Raw genomic sequence first — 20,881 nt, forward strand, 5'->3', positions numbered from 1 at the left:
AAGGTGAGCGCTTGAAAAAATACGTTGTTGTGACCGGTGGAGTACTGAGTGGTGTCGGAAAAGGTATTTTTTCTGCATCTCTTGCAAGATTACTCAAAGAATGCGGTGTCAGGGTAAATGTTCTTAAGATAGACCCGTATCTGAATGTGGATGCTGGAACGATGAATCCCAATCAGCACGGAGAGGTGTTTGTAACAGAAGACGGCTATGAAGCAGATTTAGATCTCGGACATTACGAGCGATTCCTCGGTGAAAATATGAGCAGAAAGAACAACATAACGGCAGGACAGATTTATTCAACTGTTGTACAGAGAGAAAGAGAAGGGGGTTACCTTGGTTCAACTGTTCAGATAGTCCCTCATGTAACAGGAGAGATCAAAAAAAGAATTGAGTCGCTCGAAGGAGAGGTAAATGTCATCGAGATAGGTGGTACAGTTGGAGACATAGAAAGTGAAGTGTTCCTGGAGAGTGTTCGCGAGCTTGCACTGGAAAAATCTTCAGATGATTTTTTGTTCATACACGTTACATACGTGCCGTATTTGAGAGCTTCAAATGAATTCAAAACCAAACCAACACAGCAATCGGTTCAACTGCTTCGAAGATCTGGTATCAATCCAGACATGATAGTTATCAGATCTGAAAATCCCGTGAATGGCGACAGCCTCAAAAAGGTAGCTCTCTTTGGTGGAGTGCCAATTGACATGGTGATAAATCTGCCTGATGTGCCGAATGTCTATTCTGTTGTTGAGATACTGAAAAATTACGAAGTACACAGGAAAGTGGCTATGAGATTGAAAATAAACCTTGATGAATCGAATTTCAGATGGGATTATCCCAAAACATTCAAAACTTACAAGATAGCACTTGTGGCAAAATATCTTGGTACTGATGATGCATATAAAAGCATCATCGAATCTGTTTTCTTATCGGGGTGTGTTAAACCATCGATTGTTGATGCGCAGATTCTCGAGGAGATGGACTGGGAGCAGGTATGTGAAACCCTTAGCGATTACGATGCCTTGATAATACCCGGTGGATTTGGAAAAAGAGGCATAGAAGGTAAAATAAGGGCAATTCATTTTGCAAGAGAGTACAAAAAACCAATTCTTGGAATTTGTCTGGGTATGCAGTTAATGGTGATCGAATTTGCAAGAAATGTTTTTGGTTATAAAAATGCCAACTCTACGGAATTTGATCCAGACACACCTTATCCGGTTATAACGCTCATGGAGGAACAGAAAAAAATCTTGCAGCTTGGTGGAACAATGAGGCTCGGTTCACAATCCATGAAAATCTTGAAAGGTACCAGATTATGGCAGATATATGGTGAGATTGAACAGGTAGCTGAAAGGCACAGACATCGCTATGAAGTCAATTACGATGATTATCCTGAACTGTTCAAACTGCCGGGTCAGGAAGGAAACAAACTTGTTATAAGTGCACAGTCAAATTTTATCGAGGCAATTGAACTGGAAGATCATCCATATTTCATTGGAATACAGTATCATCCAGAATTGAAAACAAAAGTAGGCGCTCCACATCCATTGTTCAAAGCTTTGATCAACTCAATCAAGAACAGTTAAGTGAAGGGACTTGAAAAAAATTGAGCCGTATGATAGGATAATCAATGGTTGCTACGGTGGGTGCGTAGCTCAGAGGAAGAGCGTCTGCCTTACGAGCAGAAGGCCGTAGGTTCGAGTCCTGCCGCACCCACCAAAGGAGTGGCCAGGTAGCTCAGTTGGTAGAGCACTGGACTGAAAATCCAGGTGTCGACGGTTCGATTCCGCCCCTGGCCACCAGTTTTGTTTACCAATATGTGGATTTTCAGTCCGGTCACTTTGTCCGGACTTTTTGTTTTTTATAAACCCCCTAGATATTGATTAATAATCAAACTGTCGAGTCAGAGAGGAAATTTACGATCTCCCGCTGGGAAAGCCAACCCTTTTAAAGGTGGAATGAAAGGCGGGCGTCTTGGGTTCAGACTGACGGCAAATGATGGAAACGATCGGTCACAACGGTATACGAAGCAAAAACCCTATCATGATCTTCAGCAGAGTACTCTTTCCTGAACCGTTTTCACCAACGATTACTTTGAAGTCTCCTTCTTCTGCGTAAAAATCGACCATATCAAGAACCCGAAGCTTCCCGAACGATTTTTTGATACCGACAACTTCCACCACTCTTCTCATATCAATTTCACCCTTTCACGAACACCATTACATAATAGATACAGTCCTTACACTCGTTGTCAGTATAATCATTTTCCATGAATTGAGAATAACGCAATGAGAAAATCCGAAGACTGTGAGAGGAAAACATAAGGTCAGAGATACCTTTCATTGAACAACCCCCATTCCCCCTGGGTTAGAAAAACTTCAAAATTGGGTCAGACATCCTTATCAGTGATCTTTTTTGATTCATTCACGTACGTTTCTATTATCCTTCTGAATGTTGCGTTGTTTTGCATCAACTCTTCGAACCTTCCGATAGAAGAAACTTTTCCATTTTCAAGGAAGATTATCTTACTTGCAACCCTAATGATATTGGGCTTGTGCGATATCATGATGGCTGTTTTTTCTTTCAAAAATTCTATCAATTTCTCCAGTAAGAATTTTTCTGTTATTGTGTCCAGATTCGTGAGAGGTTCATCCAGAACAACGACAGATTTGTCTGCATAGAAGATCCTGGCAAGTTGTATCCTCTGTTTTTCTCCTCCTGAGGCGAAGCTTCCTCCTTCCCCCAGTTTTCTTCCTCTCAGATGTTCTATTCCAAGTTCCCTTATGATTCTTTCGAGTTTTTTCTCATCGTTCTCTCTTCCAAGAACTATGTTGTTTTCAAGGGTATCGTTGAATATACCGACGTTCTGGGAATAAAAAGCGACATGTTCGAAAACAGCCGAGGGCATTACCTGCTTTAAATCGTTTCCAAAGAATCTCACCACACCTTCATAGTTCTGTTCCAGGCCAAGCAGTATGTTCAACAGAGTGGACTTTCCTTCTCCAGAGAGACCCACTATGGCAACGATTTCACGGGGTTGAATCGTGAAGCTGACCTGCCTTAAAATGGGTTTTCCTGGCTCAAAGCCAAAGGTAACATCCACCAGTTCATAAACAGGGCTTCCAGGAACGGGTTTTATTTCACGCTTTTTGAAGGTTTCTTCGGCTCGTCTTACTTCATCGAAGTAATCAAGTACAGCATCGAGGTTCGCCGACACTCGTGTTATGACACGAGCCAGTTCTCTGAACATGTACAGGGGTGCCGTTACAAAAGAAAAGTATGTCCACAGTGCCCATATCGTTCCCACGGTCATTTTCCCGTCTATTACAAGGTATGCTCCATAGGTGAGAATGAAGAGCCGTGTGAAATATTCTGGAAGGTTCACCATCAGTTTATCGAATCTTGAGCGGGGAAGTTCTGCTTTCAAAACGGTGTCCGCCACCTGCTGATACATCGTCTCGCACTCTTTCTGACGTTTCTTTTGGGCTTCTCCGGCTAGTACTTCGTGGATGTTTTCAAACGTTTCGGTGATGAAACCCGTTACACGACGTAAAGTTTCATACATCTGCGCGTACGGCCGCTCGGTCACTCTGCCGATGATGTTCAGATAAATTCCGACTATCACAGCATTCGCCACAAACAGGCCAAAAAAGGCTTTACTCCACACAAAAACAGTTGCCAGTATGAATACGCTACGTATTATCACCAGGACGTTCTGGAAAAATCCGTAATCAAGCAGGAAAAATGCGTCGTTGAGTTGATGATTTATCAGAGTGGCATAGTAGGCAGAACCCTGTTGTTTTAGCTTTTGCCAGGGAAAGAAAAACGACTGACTGAAGATGCGACTGGACAGATCTGCTACGGCTCTGTACTTTGCTTTCAGGTAGATCTGGTCTCCAGCGTACGTAAGAACGAAAGACAATGCATAGAGAAATCCAAGAAGATAGATCGTGTTCAGTCTCAGCTCCAGTCCTGCCAGTCCATCGATGACATCTCGCACAAGAAGAGGGATGAAGAAATCGAACACAACAGAAGATGTTGCAAGAAAGCCACCTATAACTATGAGCACCAAAAAATGCTTTCGAATTAGAGAGTAAAAGCGAAGAATCTTCCGGATAATCCTGAGGTTCAAGATTTTCCCTCCTTAGTTCGATTGTTTGACAACAGTGATTCAGTAAAAACAATGGTAAGGGGGAGTGCTCCCCTTTCTTGTAATTATCCAGTTAGTACAGATCTACAACAAGCGCCGCTTAAGCAGCAAAAACCAGTAAACTGAGCACATTCCCATTCATGGATACCAGAAGTGCTATTAATTTGTAGGGCTTTTCGTAGAATTTTCACTTTGCTCACCCCCTTTCTATGTTAAAATTTTATTCCCAAAAATTTCAATGTATTTACGCATTTTGTTGGATGATAGCCTGGCACGTTTGCAACCACCCATCTTTTTTCCTTCTTTTCCCTTTACTTCAACTACCTCTTCTTATGCAGAACAAGGGTTAGAAACCCTGGTTTTCAACAGTTAAATCTTTGGAAGTAACCTCGCAAGCAACTGTGCTTTTGGGTGCAACCTGAACCAGTTCCGCAATCTCGCTTTTCCAGGAATGTGTTTCGTTATCTGTCTTCACTTTGTCAGCGAAAATGGTTGCAGACAGGAGGACGAGTATCGAAAGGATAATCATCAAAACCTTTCGCATTTCTGATCACCTGTCATCACTTTATCAAACCTTATATGGTTTTCAAGTTTTGGCTGTTCCGAGATCCTCTTTAGAAGAACGTTTCTAACACCAAATTTTATGGACTTTGAAACAATTTGATTTTTTGAGATATAACTATAACAGAGGGAGTAAAGATGAAAAGTATAGAGGGCTTGAAAGAGACATTCAGGTACGGTGCTTTTTCTCTTCCAGCAGTGAATTACATGCTTTGCGAAGAAAACCTTTCAAAAGAGTGCAGAGAGGTTCTCTGTATACTGAAACTTGCATGGAAAGGGAACTTCAAAGAAGCAGTCCAGAGAATAGATAAAATTTTGAAAAGCTGCAAATCCAAAGCAGCGAAATATTTTCTTTTGGCGAACAAACTAGCATTTTTAAAATATACAGGCAAATTAGATATGAATCTGTACAGGTACCTGAAAAGAAACCTCCCCAAAATGCCAAAATCAATAAGAGACACTGTGATCGTTACTTTAATAAATTTTGAAGCAAGCGGAGTGAAGTCACTGCGGAATGTGAGGGTGTGGAAAAACGATTACAGAAAATCCACACTTTCTTTTTTATATCTTTCCCTGGCAAGAAGGGAAGCAGATTCTGGAAGACTTTCTGAGGCGGTACATGATTACATACAGGCTTACAGACTATCCAGGGAGGTTCCCCACCCAACCTGCATTTTTTCCTCCTTGAACGATCTTGCATGGGATATTAAAGAAAAACATCCAAGACTTGCCTATGACCTTTCTCAAGGAGCTGTTTTCTGGCTTGGATACTATAGAGAAGAACCAGGAAATCTCTTTGGAGCGCTGGATACTCTGTTTGTTGTGGAAAAAGATATTGATTCACCGTCTATCCACAGCACTGCGCATATCATTGTTTCGCTTTCTGTACCAGAGGATTATCTGTCTCTGCTCAAAAAAGCGAGGAAATTTGTGTTGGACTACACAAGATCAACTTATCCGAACACAAGTCAGTTGAGAAGATATGTTGAAAGGGTCGCTTGGAAAGGAAAAACTCTCAGTTCCAAAGGTATCTCGGATATATTGAAAGGAAAAACAAAAATGATTCGTGCAGATACGATAAGAAGACTGTTGACATCTGGTGTTGATACAGGGGTACCCTTTCCTGTCTGGAACGAGTGGATAAAGATGGAGATTGAAAGAAAATACAAGGAGTCGTCAGAAAAGCTTAAAGAGTTCCCCTTTCATCAGAAACGAGTCCTTTTTCTTTCCACCTACATGGCTCTTCTTGATAGAAAATTCCTTTCAAGGAAAGAAAGACTCAAAAAAGCATACACACTCCTTGAAGATATTGAACCGTTCGCTGATTTCATGGCAAAAGATCACCAGACCATGGAATTTGTTGTTTCAATAATGAAGGCTCATCCTTTCATTGAAGGAAGGAAAGAGGTGGTGAAGAAAGCCCTTGAAAGGATGAAAGGAGAGAAACTGGAAAGATTTGCTCTGAGATACATCGAGATGAAAGAATCCGACAGAAAACTCCTTGACAGATTTCTGAGAAACTATGGAAGGTACGATGGAGTGAGGTTTGGCATCAGGCTAAAGGGACCGGATGTGGTGAGGGAGTTTGCAAGGAGGTATTCTCTCAAGTTTCAGCCCCTGTTTGTTGCTTTCTGGTGTGAAGAGGACGGCAGAGTGAGAAGAAGGCTGGAGAGAATAATGCACCACATGATTCATGAATGACCAAGTGGGAAAACAGGTTTTTGTTCCCTGATTTTCCACGATATCACACATCCACCAGAGGAATTCCTGGTGACTTGGGCTCACCGCTGCGGTGACGGGTAGTGAGAGTGTGAAACGTGGAGTTTTTTGCCGAATCCCTTTCCCAGCCAGCTTGCCCAAATCAGAGGAAAGAGCACCGTGTCGAAATCGAATCTTTCTAACATCGCAAGTGCTGCTTCTTCGCTGTGAGCAGAAAAACCGATGTACCTTATCAATCTTTCTTTTTTTGCTTTCAAAAAGGCCTCTATAGCTCCATTCGGTGAAAAGATGGCTTCCACTTCGTCCAGTGTGGTCACGGCATGGAACTGATAGAGGTCGAAATGGTCGGTGTTAAGTCTTTTCAGAGATTCGTTCAGCTCTTTCCATGCGCCTTCTTTTGTTCTCTCCATCGTTTTACAGGCAAGAAATACCTGATCTCTGTGACCTCCTCCCATCCCTGAAGCGGGTGGGCTTCCCCTTTCACCGAGGGAAGCTTATGCGGATATAGGGGTTACTCCCTGGTCACCAGGATATACCATGAAAAAATAAAATATGGATTTTGCAGTTTACGAAAATCGGAAGATACTAACAGTATCTGTTATTTAGTTTTAAAAATCTCACTGTATGTGAGGAAAATACTATAAAAACATCTTGTTTAATTTTTATTTTCCCATTGCTCGTGCTATATCAGCCAAGTCTGGGTGAACAACCTCTCCTTCATTAAGGAGCAGTTGATCGTCAAGCCAGACAGTTGAATTCAGGCATATTCCATCAGCATGAGAAACGGCTTCACCAAGTTTTCCCTTAAAAGCTGGCCCCTGGTAGCCAAATCCCCATTCAGTTGATCCCCAAACTCGTTCGTCCTCAGTGCACAAACCACTCAGTTTCGCACCAGGATTAAATCCATAACAAACGTGAGCTAAGTAATACATTCTTGGATCTTGAAGCTTTTCAAGCCATCTTCTAACGAATTTTGCTTCTTCCTGACCTTTTATTTCAACAATTTTCCCATGTTTAACTACAAGCTCTATCGGATGTGCAAGTATGCCAAGATCAGCTTCTCCACCACCAGAGAAAGAACCATCAAAGACTATAACTCCATTAATGCTTTCTTCAAGTGGTGCCCATCCAATCTGTCCAAGCAGAAAATGGGGTCCTGGCACATCTGCGCGTAACTCATTTGTTACGGGCCTTCCAGGTACATTCTCAAAAGATACATCCGTACCAGCTGGTGTGGTAATTCTTATTTTTCGTGCTTTCTTGGTTAGTTCAACAACCGTGTTTTGAAATTTCTCTTGAAGAGTTAAATTCACACGAGCAATGCATCGAGTAATCCTTTCGCGATCTAATCCCCCTAAGAACAAATACCGTGTGCGTCCGTTTGACATTGCTTGCGTCCAAGCGGTATTGTAGAGTAACCATTGATTGTTGTACTCAATCCAGACATCAGCAGCTGGAATGGCTGCTTTCAGGGATTCTGGTAGCTGTTCATCGGCTATCTTACCATAGCCACGCGGTGTAGTGTGCCACGCCACCATAACTTTTGCCCCGATTGCTTCGGCAGCCTTAGCTGTTTCTTCAGCTGGTTTAAAATCCATTGCAGAATCGATTGTTATGAGAACAGATTCACCTGCTTTTACCCTGCAAAGCTCTGATACTACTGTGTAAGCTGCTTTTGCAACCTCAAGTTCAAACACATCCATCATGAAAACACCTCCCAGTGTGTTAGTCATGGCTTTCTTGCCTCGCATAAGTATGAATATATTGATTGAGAAATCTTTCCAGATAAATCATGAATTCAGGTTCGTTATGAAAGCACAATGTAACAGCTTTCTCCAGATCATTCCTGTACACCTCTAACATATGGAAATTGTTGTGCTTTATACGAATCAGGTAATCACACACCTTGAGAGCTGCTTCCATGAGTCTAATCATTCCATAATTCGATGGTTCAACCGAGCTAATTTTGGCTGAGGTAACCAGAAAAACGAGCAATTCCATTAACGATTGAACAGTCTGTCTATGAAGATCAACCTCCTCATTTTGTTCGATCTCGTCCGCTTCGATGTGAATCACAGCTTCATTTCTGGGTGGGGGAGGTGGCAATTCTTTATAATGCCCCACAGTAACCAGTAACACGGGTTTTATACCATCCGGAAGTTGAAGAATAGCGCGAAGTGAATCTGAATCAAAAGAGCTAACAGGGCATGTGCCAAGTCCAAGCTCGAAAGCTCGCAACATCATGTTTTGGCATGCCATGGCAATGTCCATAATACAATTCAAATGCCACTCTTTCAGTTTGAGGGCTTCCATTTTTGCTTCATTCAGACATAGCAAAATCACTGCTTTGGGATTACTTAGAATGCCCGGTGAGACACTTCTTATGAGTTCAATCGAATGAGGATTGTGATAACAATAAAACTCCCATAGTTGCAAATTACCAGCAGAGGGAGCATAGATTCCAGCAAGCATGATTTCGTGCAATACGGTACTTTCCACCGGTTTGTCTATGAAAGAACGTATACTTCTTCTTCTGAAAATAGCATCTTTAACTTCCATTCAAAACTCCTCCCAGAGAAGTTACCTTTTCTTTTGAGTATAAATGGCATTTCACAAATCTGTCAGAGGTTATCTCATAATTTTCAGGCTCCCGCTGTTTGCATAATTCCCAGGCGAACGGGCATCTTGTATGGAAAGAACAGCCCGGAGGCACGTTTACTGGACTTGGTATTTCACCAGTTGACTGAATTTTCTTGGGCTTGAGATCCTCCTCGGCTTCTGTTACAACAGGGATGGAAGATAGCAACATTTGCGTATATGGATGCGCGGGCTTGGCAAACACATCCAGTGTTGGTCCTTGTTCAATTATCTTGCCCAAATACATGATTGCTATTCTATTTGATATATTTCGAACCAAACTGAGGTCATGAGTTATAAAAAGATATGTTAATCCCAGTTCTTCTTTTAGTTTAAGAAGAGTGCGTATTATCTTGGCTTGTATTGAAACATCCAATGCAGAGGTAGGTTCATCGAGAATTATAAATGATGGTTGGGAAGCAAGGGCTCGTGCAATCGCAACGAGCTGTTTCTCTCCTCCCCCGATATCTCGGGGCAATTTGTAAAGATAATCCAATGGCAGTTCTACCATTTCAATATACTTTGTAATTCTCTTTCTCAATTCTCTTCCGCTTATCCTATCATGAACCAGTATCGGCGCTGCAACAATTTGGGCAATAGATTTAGTTGGGTTAAGAGATGTTCCAGGATCCTGAAAAACAATCTGAATTTCTCTCTTCAAATCTGCAGAGCGCTTCCAGTGGATTCTACTGATATCTTTCCCTTTATAAATAATTTTGCCCGCCGTAGGCTCGTACATACCAACTATCGTGTATGCAGTTGTACTTTTCCCTGAGCCTGACTCACCAACTAAAGCAAAAACATCCTTTTCGTTTACATTGAAATCTATACCATCCACGGCTTTCACGTAGATATCTTTTTTCTTGGTTGGAAAATACTTTTTGAGATTCTGAATTTGTAAGATCACTTGCACTATATTCATCACTCCTCTTCACTTTCTCTCTTCGTAAAGAAAACAAGCAACTTGGTGATTGTCTGTAACTTGATAGAAATGAGGTTTCTCAACAAAACATTTATCCATTGCGTATTCACACCTTGGAGCGAATCTACAACCTTGAGGTGGATTCAAATAATCTGGAATTCTTCCTTTGATACCTTCTGCTATACCCTCACCTGTCAACCTAGGCAGTGAAGTCAGCAATCCTTTCGTATAGGGATGATATGGATCTTCAAAAATTTGATAACTGTCGGCATGTTCGACAATGGTTCCAGCATACATCACATATATCCTGTCACATGTTTCCCGAGCAACTCCAAGAGAATGAGTTACAAGAACTAGGGCAAGTTGTTGTTCCTGACACAAATGCTTTATAAGCTTGAGCACTTGGTCTTGGATTGTTACATCCAGATTGGTTGTTGGTTCATCGGCTAATATTATATTTGGTTCCGCAGCAAGTGCCATAGCAATACAAACGCGTTGCCTCATACCACCGCTCAATTGGAATGGAAAATTAGAATAGAGTCTCTCTGCATCAGGAAGACGTGCAAGCCGCAGCGCGTTGACAGCGGCTTGTGCTGTCTTTTCAGTACGGCCAGCGGCATACTTTATCACAAGTTCCAATTGCTCGCCAATAGTGAATACAGGATTAAGTGATGCTGTTGGATCCTGAAATACCATTGCTATTCTTCGAGCTGGTTCTCTTCTCACGTGATACCTCGTCACTTCCAATATGGTTTTGTCGTTCGCTGTTATTCTGCCATCGGTCAGAATAGCATTATGCGCCAGGATTCCCATTACAGCCTTCAATGTGGTAGTCTTCCCGCAACCAGTCTCACCGACTAGTCCAACTTTTTCTCCCTTTTTGACTTCCAGATTCACTCTATCCAGAACTTTCAACATACCTTTGTAAACCTTGTAAGAAACGCTCAAATTCTCAATCTTCAATGCAATATCAGCGATAGTCATGCACTCACTCCCCCGACGTCAACATTTCTCTGATTCCATCTCCCAGTAGGTTAAAAGCGAGTATTATAACTACTATCATAAGGGCTGGGAACACGGATATCCACCAGTATGTGGGCAAATATTTTGCACCGTCAGAAACCATGGTTCCGAGTGCGGGAGTTGGTGGTTGTTCACCAAGGCCGACAAAGCTGAGTGAGGCGCCAGTAAGAATAACCCATCCTACATCGAGTGTCATCTTTGTAAGGATAGAACCAAGATGGTTTGGCAGTATTTCTGAAAACATGATTTTGAGCCGACTCATTCCAATCAATTCTGTGGCTTTGATAAATGGTTCATTTCTGATCGAAATTGTCATTCCATATACCAGCCTAGCATACCAAGGCCACCAGGAAACACAAACCGCGATCATTGAATTTGTCAGTGTCGGTTTGAGTAAAGCAGCAATCGCCAAAGCAAGAACCAAAGGTGGTACTGCCAAAAACACGTCTGTTATCCTCATAATAACAGTACTGAACCAAGTTCCTTCAAAATAGCCACCAATCAGTCCAACGACTGTCCCAAGTGGTACAACAATTGCAAGGACTACTGATCCCATTATTAATGCTCCTCTGAAGGCAAAAAACACTCTGCTTAGTATGTCGCGCCCCATAGCATCTGTTCCAAAAGGATGGGTCAGACTTGGTGGTCTGCAGGTGTTTCCAAAATCCACAAATGGGCCAGCGTGTTCAGGGAATGGTGCTACAAAAGGAGCAAATACAGCAATGAATACTATGGTTAATACCATAACTAGGCCGAGAACAGAAAGCTTACTCCTCGAAAAGCGATACCATGCACGCTTCAATCTCTCTTTGTATGCAGAACCTACGGTTAACTCCCCTATTGCATGTCCTTCACGCAACTTTGCTCCCCCCAAATCTCACTCTTGGATCAAGATATGCTATTATGACATCTATGATGATATTTGCGACAGTATAAGCAATGCCTATGATTAAAACTACACTTATGATTGCGAAAAGATCTTTGTTCAACATTGCCTCAACACCATATCTTGAGAAGCCAGGATAGAGAAAGACCAGTTCAACCAGGAAAGCATTACCGAGTAATGCGGCGATATCAAGAGCCATTATCGAAACAGGAGCTACGAGCGAAGGTTTCAACAGAAGGCGTTTGTAGATCAACTTTTCGGGTATACCATATGCCCTGGCTGCCAGAATGTAATCTTTTTCGGCATTATCGACCATGCTAGCTCTAGTCATTCTTGCCGCTTGTGCCGCTCCTCCCATAGCCAATGCTAACGAAGGAAGGATAATGTGCCATAGTGCATCGAGAGCAACGCGGAACCGCCCTGTTAGCAGACCGTCGATGGTGTACATCCCAGTGATTCTCGGAGGAGGAGTTAGATTTGAACTTAACCTTCCAATAGTTGGGAAAATCGGAATGATATATGAGAATACTAGAGAGAACAAAATTGCCCAGACAAAAGCAGGTGTAACTATTCCAACGTAAGACATTATTCTGATCACACCATCCAACCATGTTTTGGCAAATCTTGCCGACAACCTTCCCAGATTGATTCCAATGATAGCCATGAAAACCGCTGAAAGGCATATTATTTCAAGCGATGCCGGTAGATATTCCGCGATATCTACTTTTATTGAACGTCTCGACCGCAATGACTCACCAAGGTCACCCTTCAATAAGTTTGATAACCAAAGAAAATACCTTTCCACCAGGGGTTTGTCAAGATTCATTTGCTTTCTCAATGCTTCAACAGCCCATTCTGGAGCCCTTGGGCCCAGAGCCATACGAGCGGGATCGCCAGGAACAATGTTGGAAATCAAGAAAATCAGAACAGAAACACCTAGAAGAACCCCCACTGAGTAAATCAGACGTTTGATGAAATACTTTGCTAAGGACATGACACTCACCACCGCTAGATTTCATAACCTGGATAGGGGCCCAACCCTATCCAGGTAAATGAAAATATCCTTACTTTCTCTTTTCCGGGAATACTTTCATATCGTGTGCGTAAAGAGTGTAACCAAGTGGTAATGCGATTTTTTTACCCTGTTTCAGCCAGTCTGCAACAGGCCAGTAAACGTAGGATGCCTGATAGGCTCTTGTTTCCGCACGATCTATCAACCATATAGTAGGACACAGATCAACCAGTTTTCTCTGAATAGCATAGTATTTCTCATATCGCTTTTGTGTATCAATTGTTGCCAAAGCATCCTCGATCATCGCGTCTATCTCTGGATCGAGCAACCATTCACATTGTTCCCACGTGCCGGTGGATTTTGAATGATAGCGTGTGGCCAGCATTCCACCGGCTTCCATGTAATGAGCTGCCACGAATATGATCGAGAGATGTGGCGTAGTTTCAATATTTTGAGCATCAGCTATCATTGAACCAAATGGTTTCTTTGTGATTTCAACTTTGATACCCAGTTTTGCAAAATTTGCTTGCAGCATGAGTGCAATTTTTTCTTCCTCTGGGACTTCGGCACACCAGGACAAAGAGAGGGGATACTTATCAAGTTGTCCATAATATTTGGATTTCTTAAGTTCTTCGCGTGCTTTGTCCAGGTTAAACTCAGCCGGTTGTAACGTCGGGTCATGGCCCGGTAAAGTTTGTGGCACAGGACCACGTGGTACAAGGGAACCTGGAAAGATCTTTTCTGCAACTGTTTTATAATCAGTTGCATATGCTAATGCTCTCCTGAAATGAATGTCATCAGTAGGTGGTTTCCGCGTATGAATCATAACATTAAGGTTCATACCACCTGGTACGAAGCGTATTACCTCTACTCCAGGCATTTTTGCCATAGCTTCATAACTTTCCATGGGTTGGATTTCGTCAGTTATCTCAAGCTCTTTCTTTGCAACCATAGTTCTTATGGTGACCGGGTCTGCGGTTGCCATTTCTTTGAAGTATTCTGGAGCATTAGCTTCCCATCCACCCCACCAGTCTGCAAACTTCTTTGCCAGCACATATTCTTCCATCTTGACATCTACGACTGCGTATGGACCACTTCCCGCATCATGTTCAAGTAACCACTTGCGACCGTAATCACCATATTCACCATATGGACCGGGTTGAATATGTTTCAGCACCTCATCTTTCTCTAGAATATATAATCTCACAAGGATACTAAGGAATGGTCCACATGGTTTTTTCAGCTTAAACTGAACTGTGTAACGATCAAGGGCTTTCACATCTTCAATAAAGGGTTCAAACAGGTAAGCAAATCCTTCACCTATGGTCAACAATCTCTTGGTAGAAAAAACGACATCTTCAGCTGTCAGCTCATTGCCTGAATGGAATTTCACACCTTTTCTCAGGTGAAAAGTCCAGGTCAAACCATCTGCTGATACTTCCCAATCCGTTGCAAGATGCGGTCTGACAGTCCCATCTGGGTTGGGAAATACGAGACTATCGTATAGATTGACAATAGCTATACAGTCTGAGAAATCGCTTCCAACAGCAGGATCGATATACGTTGGCCAATCTTCTGTTGTGCGTATGATGCTATCAGATTGGCCAAAACACGTGGCAGCCATTAATAGGAACACTAAGGACCCTACCGTAAACAGACATACCAGTTGTCTCACCGCGATCCCTCCCTTTCAAAAAATATCCAGCGGATCATCTTCCCCCTGTAACCAGATCGAATGGTTTGTAGTCGATGTTGAAACCAAAGTGTTTCGGGCCAAGAACCTCTAACCCTTTCTTGCTGAGAAATTCATTACGAGCTGGGACTCCGATAACTGCTACATTCATTCCTTCGTGAATATCGGGATTATACAACGGTTCACATTCAGGATGTGTAACTACTATCAACATATCGGGGCTAGTTACATAAGGTTTGTCATCCAGCCAACTTATGTGATTCTCGTTCTTGAACCATATTCTGAATTTGTGATTTCTGAAATGGTTGTTTCCACTGATTTCATGATATCCCCAGTAATAACCATCTCTGTCTTCCCACTGTTTTTCCACGACCCTACCGGTAAAGAGTACCTTGCCTCTGAGTTTCTCCACGAGTTTTTCCAGAGGATCCCTACCTGAACTCCTCTCTTCCCTTATCAATCTTCCTACTTCCAGACACTCTGTTAGGGTCCCTCGAATCAATATTTTCTTCATTTCGTCAACAGGCATCAGGTATCCAGCTTGACCGGCTACACCAAATGCTGCCGCTGATAAATACTTTCCGATGCGTTCTGCAACCATAGGATTGAGAGCCTTTTCAATGTAACATACATTTCCCCACTGATCCCACGATGCTATTGGGCATGGTTCTTTATCGTGTAAATATGGAGTAGTCTGAACGATTTCTGGAATAGCCCTTCCTGTGAAATCACCATCGACGACAACCAAATCGAGGTCTGCTGCTGCTGTAATAGCCGCAGGTGTGTTGGCACCTCCCAATTCGATTGGTACTATGACAGAGATAGATGTACCTGTGTACTTCTCAAGTGCTTCAATCGCCTTTGTCAAGAGATTAACTGTAGCTTTTCTTTCTTGGTTTAAACCTAATTCCTTCATCTGGTTGATAGCACTATCTGTAAGGGGAGCTATGGATCCCATGAGAAAAGGGCATGCGGCATATCCATTTGCTGGGATTTCATTCACATCAAGCCATCTAATCGAGCCTTTGGCAGTTAGTACTTGTTTCAGTAGTTGGATACCCTCAGCTGGTTTACCTCCACCACCAGTACCAAAAAAAGTACAACCACGAACAAAGTCCTCGATGTCCTCGAGAGTTTTTAGGGTTGTTGTTGACAAATTATTCCCCCCTTTCCTGATGAGGTTAAAACTCAAGACTCAGAAATGGGTTTAGCACGATAGCCCAGTTTTTGAGAAATTTCATCCGCAACTATTTGCAATTTCAAAGCTATTTCACGTATGTCTTCTTCTGTGTGTGAAGGTAATAAAAGCACACTAATTGCAGCAACGATCTTGTTTGTATAATCAAAAACAGGAACCCCCAAACCTCTGACGCCTACTCTATGTTCGTGTTGATCAATAGAATATCCTCGAGACCGAATCTCTTTAAGTTGGTTTCTGAGTTTTTCTGGATCCGTTACTGTGTAGGGCGTATATGGTTTAAGGTCAATACGTCTAATGTAATCATCGAGTTCGGCTTCCGGTAACCATGCTAGGATAACTTTGCCTAAAGCTGTTGGATATAAATCGAAAGCCTCGCCTATTCTTGAAATTGAAGGCATTGTCTTACTGCTTCCCACTTTTAAAATGCATACACCCATGTCCCCCTCTTTCACAGCCATATGAACTGTCAACTGAGCCTCCTCGCTGAACCTAAGAAGTATTGGATAAGCAATCTCATATAGTTCATTATTACTAAGCACTCTACTTGCCAGGTCTACTATTCTATACGATGCTTTGTATCTACCACTATGGGAATCTTTATAGATGTAACGTGTTTTCTCAAGCATCTTAAGGTAATAACATACATTCGGTCGCGATTCACCTGTTAATGAAGCCAGCTGCGAAACTGTGACTCCAGATTTCTCAGAACAAATCAACTCTAATATTTGGATAGTCTTATGAACGCTACTCATAATCCACCCAATCTTTTGATTCAATATTATTTAATCAATTAAACTATATCTAAACCTCAACTTGTTTATGTCATGCTCATCTTATTTTGTCAAGTTTTGTATATAACAAATAACAAGTAAAAACAGCTTTTGTACCTGGTTTTCAATAAAAATTCTTCTTTTTCTTAAAATATCTTTTAAAATAACCCTGTTTCTCTTTTTTTCTTTCAATTTCAAATATCATTACATAAACATTAACATATGACCTCTGTTCTCAGTTTTTTCCAAAACACCACTGACAATGTAATTGACAATGTAGTTAGAACTGAGCTGGTACAAGGACATGCTGAGGTACCAAATAGACTGTGATTTTTTGGTGTTGTTTGAGCAATATGTGTGATGCGGCACTGTTTGTCTTGAATGAGCCTGGCACTTGAGTTCACGGTGAAAACAACACATTGGTTTAAATAAAAAGCAACACATTCAAAATCAACTGAATGGCATTCTTGATGCTATACTAAAAATGTAGCAGGGTTTATAAAATTGATTTCAGCGTTGTGAAAATAGGTATCAAGATAAGCGCCAGAGCAAAACAGTTGGTCTTTTTAAGTTTTGGTTATTGGTTGATTTTTGGGGCCGTAGCTCAGCTTGGGAGAGCGCTACCATGGCACGGTAGAGGTCGTGGGTTCAAGTCCCATCGGCTCCACCAGAAGGCATTTTTGGAGGCATCCAGGTGAAAAAGGCGCTCATTTTGTGTTTGTTCTTAATTCCAATCATTACACTTGCACAGATAGTAGTTGTCTCCATAAAACCATTGGCATTGATAGTTCAAAGCATCTGTCCAGAGGATGTTCAGATCAAGGTCATCATGTCCAACACCAACCCGCATCTGTACGAATTGAAAATCAGCGATATGAATCTACTTCAGAAGGCAGATTTGATAGTTCTGTCTGGAATTGAGGACTGGGCAGGCAAGGTTCAGGAGCTTTTTGGGTCAAAAACCCTGGTCTTTTCAGATTATGTTTTTGAGCACATAGCTACTGAAGACAGGCATCTGTGGCTTGACCCAATTTATGCGGTGATTTTTTCCCACATTATATACCAGAGGCTCTCTCAGATTGCACCGCAGAATTCAGATATATATCAGCAGAACTGGAAAAACTTTGCCGACACGATCATTGCCAAAACCTTTGAGTGGTATGAAAAAACATCTGTGCTCAGAAACAAATCAATTTTTGAACAGCATCCCGCTTTAACACATTTTGCAAAACGATTTGGTATTAAGCAAGTTATTTCTCTTGAAACTGGTCATGAAGAGGGAATCACAACAAAGAAATTGTCTGAAATAATTTCAATCCTGAAAAAAGAAAAAGTTCGCTACATGGTGGTCGAAAAGGATATTTATTCTTTGGCAGCTAAAAATGTCGCAGAACAGCTTAATTTATCTCTGGTAGAAGTAGACGTACTGGCACAGGATTGTGCCAGCTATGAAGATTTAATTGATTCCATTGTCAATACACTTGTCAACGCTGAAAATACTCATCGCTGAGTATACTCATGACTAAAACATCGTGATACTGACCGTTCAGATATCTGGCTTTTCTCAATCTTCCTTCGTGGACAAATCCGCATTTTTCATAAACATGTATGGCTCTTTTGTTGTATTCGTACACTCTTAAAGATACTCTGTTGAGGTTGAGATATTCAAATGCGTATTTCAGAGTCAACTTTGTCGCTTCTGTACCAAGTCCTGTATTCCAGTACTTTTTGTCTGTTATTGCTATGCCAAATTCAGCCGCTCTGTTGACCCAATCGATCTGATGCAATCCAGTTGTGCCAACCAATTTTTCTACGTTCGTTGGTACCACAGCAAAGACCACATCTTTTTGATTGGAATAAAGACTTCTCACCCACTCTTCTTCTCTTATCCTGTTTAATGGAAAAACCAGCAGTAAGTTCTGTCTGACTTCTGGATCGTTTATGTTCAAAAGTTGTTCGATATCTGATAATTCAACGGGTCTTAGAATGATTTTTTCACCTTTGAGTATCAACTTTTCCACCCCCATCTGTGATTTGATGCTGTGATAATCCGTATGCTTCGTGCTCCACATTTCCAATTGGCTCCACATGGACCATTACATCGACAATTCTATCGTTTTGTTCAATTATAGCTTTTTTAACTGCAGTTGCAATGTCATGACCCTGCTGAACTGTTATTCCTCCGCTGACTTCTATGTCCATATCGACAAAGTATTTGTATCCGACCTGTCTCACTCTAACCTTATGAGGATTAACAGCTCCCTGTACTTTTTTAACAGCTTTGAAGATTTGATCGTAAATATCAAAATTTGTCATGCCGTCCATTAATTCGTAACTCGTCTCTTTGAAGATTTCAAATGCTGTTCTTATGATCATTATGGATATGATCAAAGCTACTATTCCGTCTACCCACAGAAGACCAAATTTGTTCAGAATAACACCGACAAAAACCGTTGAAGAAATGAGGATATCGTTTCTCATGTTCAGTGCGTCTGCAATGAATGCATAACTTCCTATTCTTTTTCCTACACTGTATTTGTAGATGAAAAGCCACGTTTTCACTGCTACAGAGATGAGTGAGACGATCAATGGAAGTACACCGACGATCAAATTGTGCTTGCCGATTATTATTCTTTTGATCGATGAGATCATCAAATTTGCTCCAGCGTAGAAAATGACAAAGGAAACGACCTTTGCCGCTATTGCTTCGACCCTTTCGTGACCGTAGGGATGTGTCTTATCAGGAGGTCGGTTTGATATCTTACTCGAGACCAGTGTCACCAGAGAAGTGAAGATATCGGTTGATGTGTCGATTCCATCTGCAAGTACAGACATACTTTTGAAAAACAATCCAACAAAGATTTTCATTACCGCTAAAATAGCGTTTGCAAACACACCAATCCAAGCAGCTTTTGAAGAGATCTTGTTCCTGTTTTCCATTCTATCACCTGTCAAATAAGGCGCGGCTTAAACCGCGCCTTGATTTTATTGATTATGATTATAACACTATTCTTACTCAGTAAAGGTTGTAAAATGCAGCAAGTCCTTTGTACTGTGAAGCTAAATCGAGTTCTTCTTCGATTCTGAGCAGTCTGTTGTATTTGGCAATTCTTTCACTTCTTGACAGAGAACCTGTTTTGATCATACCTGCGTTTGTTGCGACCGCAAGATCTGCTATGAAAGTGTCCTCTGTTTCTCCAGATCTGTGTGAGATGACACAGGTCATTCCGTGTTGTTTTGCGTATTCGATTGTGTCAAGTGTCTCTGTCACAGTACCTATTTGATTGAGTTTTATCAGTATAGAATTTGATGCCTTCATCTGTACGCCTTTTTCGAGTCTTTTTATGTTGGTGACGTATATGTCATCTCCAACGATCTGCACCTTTTTGCCAATTTTGGATGTGAGTTTTGCGAAACCTTCCCAGTCTTCCTCGTCCAGTGGATCTTCTAAACTGATGATTGGATATTTTTCTACCAAGTAAATGTAGTAGTCAATCAACTGATCGGTGGTTTTTTCGGATTTGTCAATGCTATAAGTCTTTTTATCAGAGTTGTAGAATGATGATGCGGCACTGTCGAGCGCGATGAAAATATCCTTTCCAGGGGTATAGCCAGCCGCTTTGATAGCTTCTATTAGCACTTTTATGGCTTCTTCATTCGAAGCCAGGTTTGGTGCAAATCCGCCTTCATCTCCCACAGAAGTTACATGACCCATATTGTGCAGAATTTTCTTCAAATTGTGGAAGACCTCTGCCCCGTACCTGAGTGCCTCGGCAAAGGTCGGTGCACCTGCAGGGACGATCATGAATTCCTGAATATCCAGACTGTTATCGGCATGTTTTCCACCGTTGATCACATTCATGAATGGTACAGGCAGGACCTTTGCGTTGGGACCGCCCAGGTATCTGTAAAGTGGTAAATAAAGGCTTGCTGCTGCCGCGCGCGCCACAGCCATTGAAACACCAAGGATCGCATTTGCACCGAGCTTGGATTTGTTTTCAGTTCCATCGAGTTCGATCATGACCTTGTCGATAGAAACCTGATCGTAAGCGTTCATTCCTATGATTTTTGGCGCGATCGTTTCGTTGACGTTCTTTACCGCATTGAGAACACCTTTACCAAGATATCTGTTTCCTTTGTCTCTCAGTTCCAGTGCTTCAAATTTTCCGGTTGAAGCTCCTGAAGGAACTATTGCCGAAGATGTGGTTCCATCTTCAAGAAAAACCTCGACCTCAACAGTGGGATTACCGCGTGAATCAAGGACTTCTCTTGCTTTGATATCAACTATTTCGTTGTACATCCGTTCACCT

The 20,881-nt window shown here is 41.8% G+C and carries 19 protein-coding genes and 3 tRNA genes; 6 read left to right on the top strand and 16 right to left on the bottom strand.

Annotated features, from left to right (window positions below; all coding sequences use genetic code 11):
* Positions 1-11: 11 nt before the first annotated feature.
* From pyrG to AC4E92_RS00495, 3 genes are all read left to right on the top strand, one after another.
* On the top strand, positions 12-1,583 hold the full coding sequence (gene pyrG / locus AC4E92_RS00485; RefSeq protein WP_490238621.1) for a CTP synthase: 1,572 nt from the start codon (positions 12-14) through the stop codon (positions 1,581-1,583).
* 58 nt (positions 1,584-1,641) lie between these two features.
* Positions 1,642-1,716 (top strand) — tRNA-Val (locus AC4E92_RS00490).
* A gap of 7 nt (positions 1,717-1,723) precedes the next feature.
* A tRNA-Phe gene (locus AC4E92_RS00495) sits at positions 1,724-1,799 on the top strand.
* A gap of 210 nt (positions 1,800-2,009) precedes the next feature.
* Here the strand turns inward: AC4E92_RS00495 and AC4E92_RS00500 are convergent.
* From AC4E92_RS00500 to AC4E92_RS00510, 3 genes are all read right to left on the bottom strand, one after another.
* A complete protein-coding gene (locus AC4E92_RS00500; RefSeq protein WP_490238622.1) occupies positions 2,010-2,189 on the bottom strand; it encodes an ATP-binding cassette domain-containing protein in 180 nt (59 codons plus the stop codon).
* Positions 2,190-2,386: 197 nt separating this feature from the next.
* Positions 2,387-4,129 carry an ABC transporter ATP-binding protein gene (locus AC4E92_RS00505; protein ID WP_490238623.1) on the bottom strand — a complete coding sequence of 581 codons (1,743 nt, stop codon included), beginning with the start codon at positions 4,127-4,129 and terminating at the stop codon, positions 2,387-2,389.
* A 364-nt stretch (positions 4,130-4,493) separates the two neighbouring features.
* Positions 4,494-4,691, bottom strand: a complete 198-nt coding sequence (locus tag AC4E92_RS00510) for a hypothetical protein (protein ID WP_490238624.1) — start codon at positions 4,689-4,691, stop codon at positions 4,494-4,496.
* 155 nt (positions 4,692-4,846) lie between these two features.
* Between AC4E92_RS00510 and AC4E92_RS00515 the strand changes: the two genes are divergently transcribed.
* Positions 4,847-6,409 carry a hypothetical protein gene (locus tag AC4E92_RS00515; RefSeq protein WP_490238625.1) on the top strand — a complete coding sequence of 521 codons (1,563 nt, stop codon included), beginning with the start codon at positions 4,847-4,849 and terminating at the stop codon, positions 6,407-6,409.
* Positions 6,410-6,489: 80 nt separating this feature from the next.
* Here AC4E92_RS00515 and AC4E92_RS00520 read toward each other — a convergent pair whose 3' ends face one another.
* The 10 genes from AC4E92_RS00520 to AC4E92_RS00565 all read right to left on the bottom strand — a co-directional run bounded on the left by AC4E92_RS00520 (position 6,490) and on the right by AC4E92_RS00565 (position 16,553).
* On the bottom strand, positions 6,490-6,837 hold the full coding sequence (locus AC4E92_RS00520) for an aldo/keto reductase (protein ID WP_490238626.1): 348 nt from the start codon (positions 6,835-6,837) through the stop codon (positions 6,490-6,492).
* 252 nt (positions 6,838-7,089) lie between these two features.
* Positions 7,090-8,133 carry a 2,5-dihydroxypyridine 5,6-dioxygenase NicX family protein gene (locus tag AC4E92_RS00525; RefSeq protein WP_490238627.1) on the bottom strand — a complete coding sequence of 348 codons (1,044 nt, stop codon included), beginning with the start codon at positions 8,131-8,133 and terminating at the stop codon, positions 7,090-7,092.
* Between the two features lie 19 nt (positions 8,134-8,152).
* Positions 8,153-8,986: a DUF6092 family protein gene (locus tag AC4E92_RS00530; protein WP_490238628.1), complete on the bottom strand. Its 834-nt coding sequence runs from the start codon at positions 8,984-8,986 to the stop codon at positions 8,153-8,155.
* The gene (locus AC4E92_RS00535; protein ID WP_490238629.1) at positions 8,976-9,911 is read right to left on the bottom strand and encodes an oligopeptide/dipeptide ABC transporter ATP-binding protein; all 936 of its coding nucleotides are present in this window, start codon (positions 9,909-9,911) and stop codon (positions 8,976-8,978) included. Before AC4E92_RS00535 ends, AC4E92_RS00530 begins: the two co-directional genes overlap by 11 nt.
* Positions 9,912-9,995: 84 nt before the next feature.
* Positions 9,996-10,970 carry an ABC transporter ATP-binding protein gene (locus tag AC4E92_RS00540; RefSeq protein ID WP_490238630.1) on the bottom strand — a complete coding sequence of 325 codons (975 nt, stop codon included), beginning with the start codon at positions 10,968-10,970 and terminating at the stop codon, positions 9,996-9,998.
* A 4-nt stretch (positions 10,971-10,974) separates the two neighbouring features.
* Positions 10,975-11,868 (bottom strand): ABC transporter permease, encoded by an 894-nt coding sequence (locus tag AC4E92_RS00545; RefSeq protein WP_490238631.1) that lies wholly within the window; start codon positions 11,866-11,868, stop codon positions 10,975-10,977.
* Positions 11,861-12,889 (bottom strand): ABC transporter permease, encoded by a 1,029-nt coding sequence (locus tag AC4E92_RS00550; protein ID WP_490238632.1) that lies wholly within the window; start codon positions 12,887-12,889, stop codon positions 11,861-11,863. Before AC4E92_RS00550 ends, AC4E92_RS00545 begins: the two co-directional genes overlap by 8 nt.
* Positions 12,890-12,959: 70 nt before the next feature.
* The gene (locus tag AC4E92_RS00555) at positions 12,960-14,582 is read right to left on the bottom strand and encodes an ABC transporter substrate-binding protein (RefSeq protein WP_490238633.1); all 1,623 of its coding nucleotides are present in this window, start codon (positions 14,580-14,582) and stop codon (positions 12,960-12,962) included.
* A 34-nt stretch (positions 14,583-14,616) separates the two neighbouring features.
* On the bottom strand, positions 14,617-15,756 hold the full coding sequence (locus AC4E92_RS00560) for an S-methyl thiohydantoin desulfurase family protein (RefSeq protein WP_490238634.1): 1,140 nt from the start codon (positions 15,754-15,756) through the stop codon (positions 14,617-14,619).
* Positions 15,757-15,788: 32 nt separating this feature from the next.
* A complete protein-coding gene (locus tag AC4E92_RS00565) occupies positions 15,789-16,553 on the bottom strand; it encodes an IclR family transcriptional regulator (RefSeq protein WP_490238635.1) in 765 nt (254 codons plus the stop codon).
* A 611-nt stretch (positions 16,554-17,164) separates the two neighbouring features.
* On the opposite strand from AC4E92_RS00565, the gene AC4E92_RS00570 reads away from it, so the two are divergent.
* Positions 17,165-17,241, top strand: a tRNA-Ala gene (locus AC4E92_RS00570).
* Between the two features lie 24 nt (positions 17,242-17,265).
* The gene (locus tag AC4E92_RS00575) at positions 17,266-18,081 is read left to right on the top strand and encodes a metal ABC transporter substrate-binding protein (RefSeq protein ID WP_490238636.1); all 816 of its coding nucleotides are present in this window, start codon (positions 17,266-17,268) and stop codon (positions 18,079-18,081) included.
* Here the strand turns inward: AC4E92_RS00575 and AC4E92_RS00580 are convergent.
* From AC4E92_RS00580 to eno, 3 genes are all read right to left on the bottom strand, one after another.
* Complete coding sequence (locus AC4E92_RS00580) at positions 18,056-18,592, bottom strand: GNAT family N-acetyltransferase (RefSeq protein WP_490238637.1); 537 nt, start codon at positions 18,590-18,592, stop codon at positions 18,056-18,058. The genes AC4E92_RS00575 and AC4E92_RS00580 overlap by 26 nt on opposite strands.
* Positions 18,567-19,511, bottom strand: a complete 945-nt coding sequence (locus tag AC4E92_RS00585; RefSeq protein ID WP_490238638.1) for a cation diffusion facilitator family transporter — start codon at positions 19,509-19,511, stop codon at positions 18,567-18,569. Before AC4E92_RS00585 ends, AC4E92_RS00580 begins: the two co-directional genes overlap by 26 nt.
* Before the next feature lie 76 nt (positions 19,512-19,587).
* Positions 19,588-20,871 carry a phosphopyruvate hydratase gene (gene eno, locus AC4E92_RS00590; protein WP_490238639.1) on the bottom strand — a complete coding sequence of 428 codons (1,284 nt, stop codon included), beginning with the start codon at positions 20,869-20,871 and terminating at the stop codon, positions 19,588-19,590.
* Positions 20,872-20,881 lie beyond the last annotated feature (10 nt).

The sequence above is a fragment of the Pseudothermotoga sp. genome, from assembly GCF_031962025.1.
Classification (GTDB): domain Bacteria; phylum Thermotogota; class Thermotogae; order Thermotogales; family DSM-5069; genus Pseudothermotoga_B.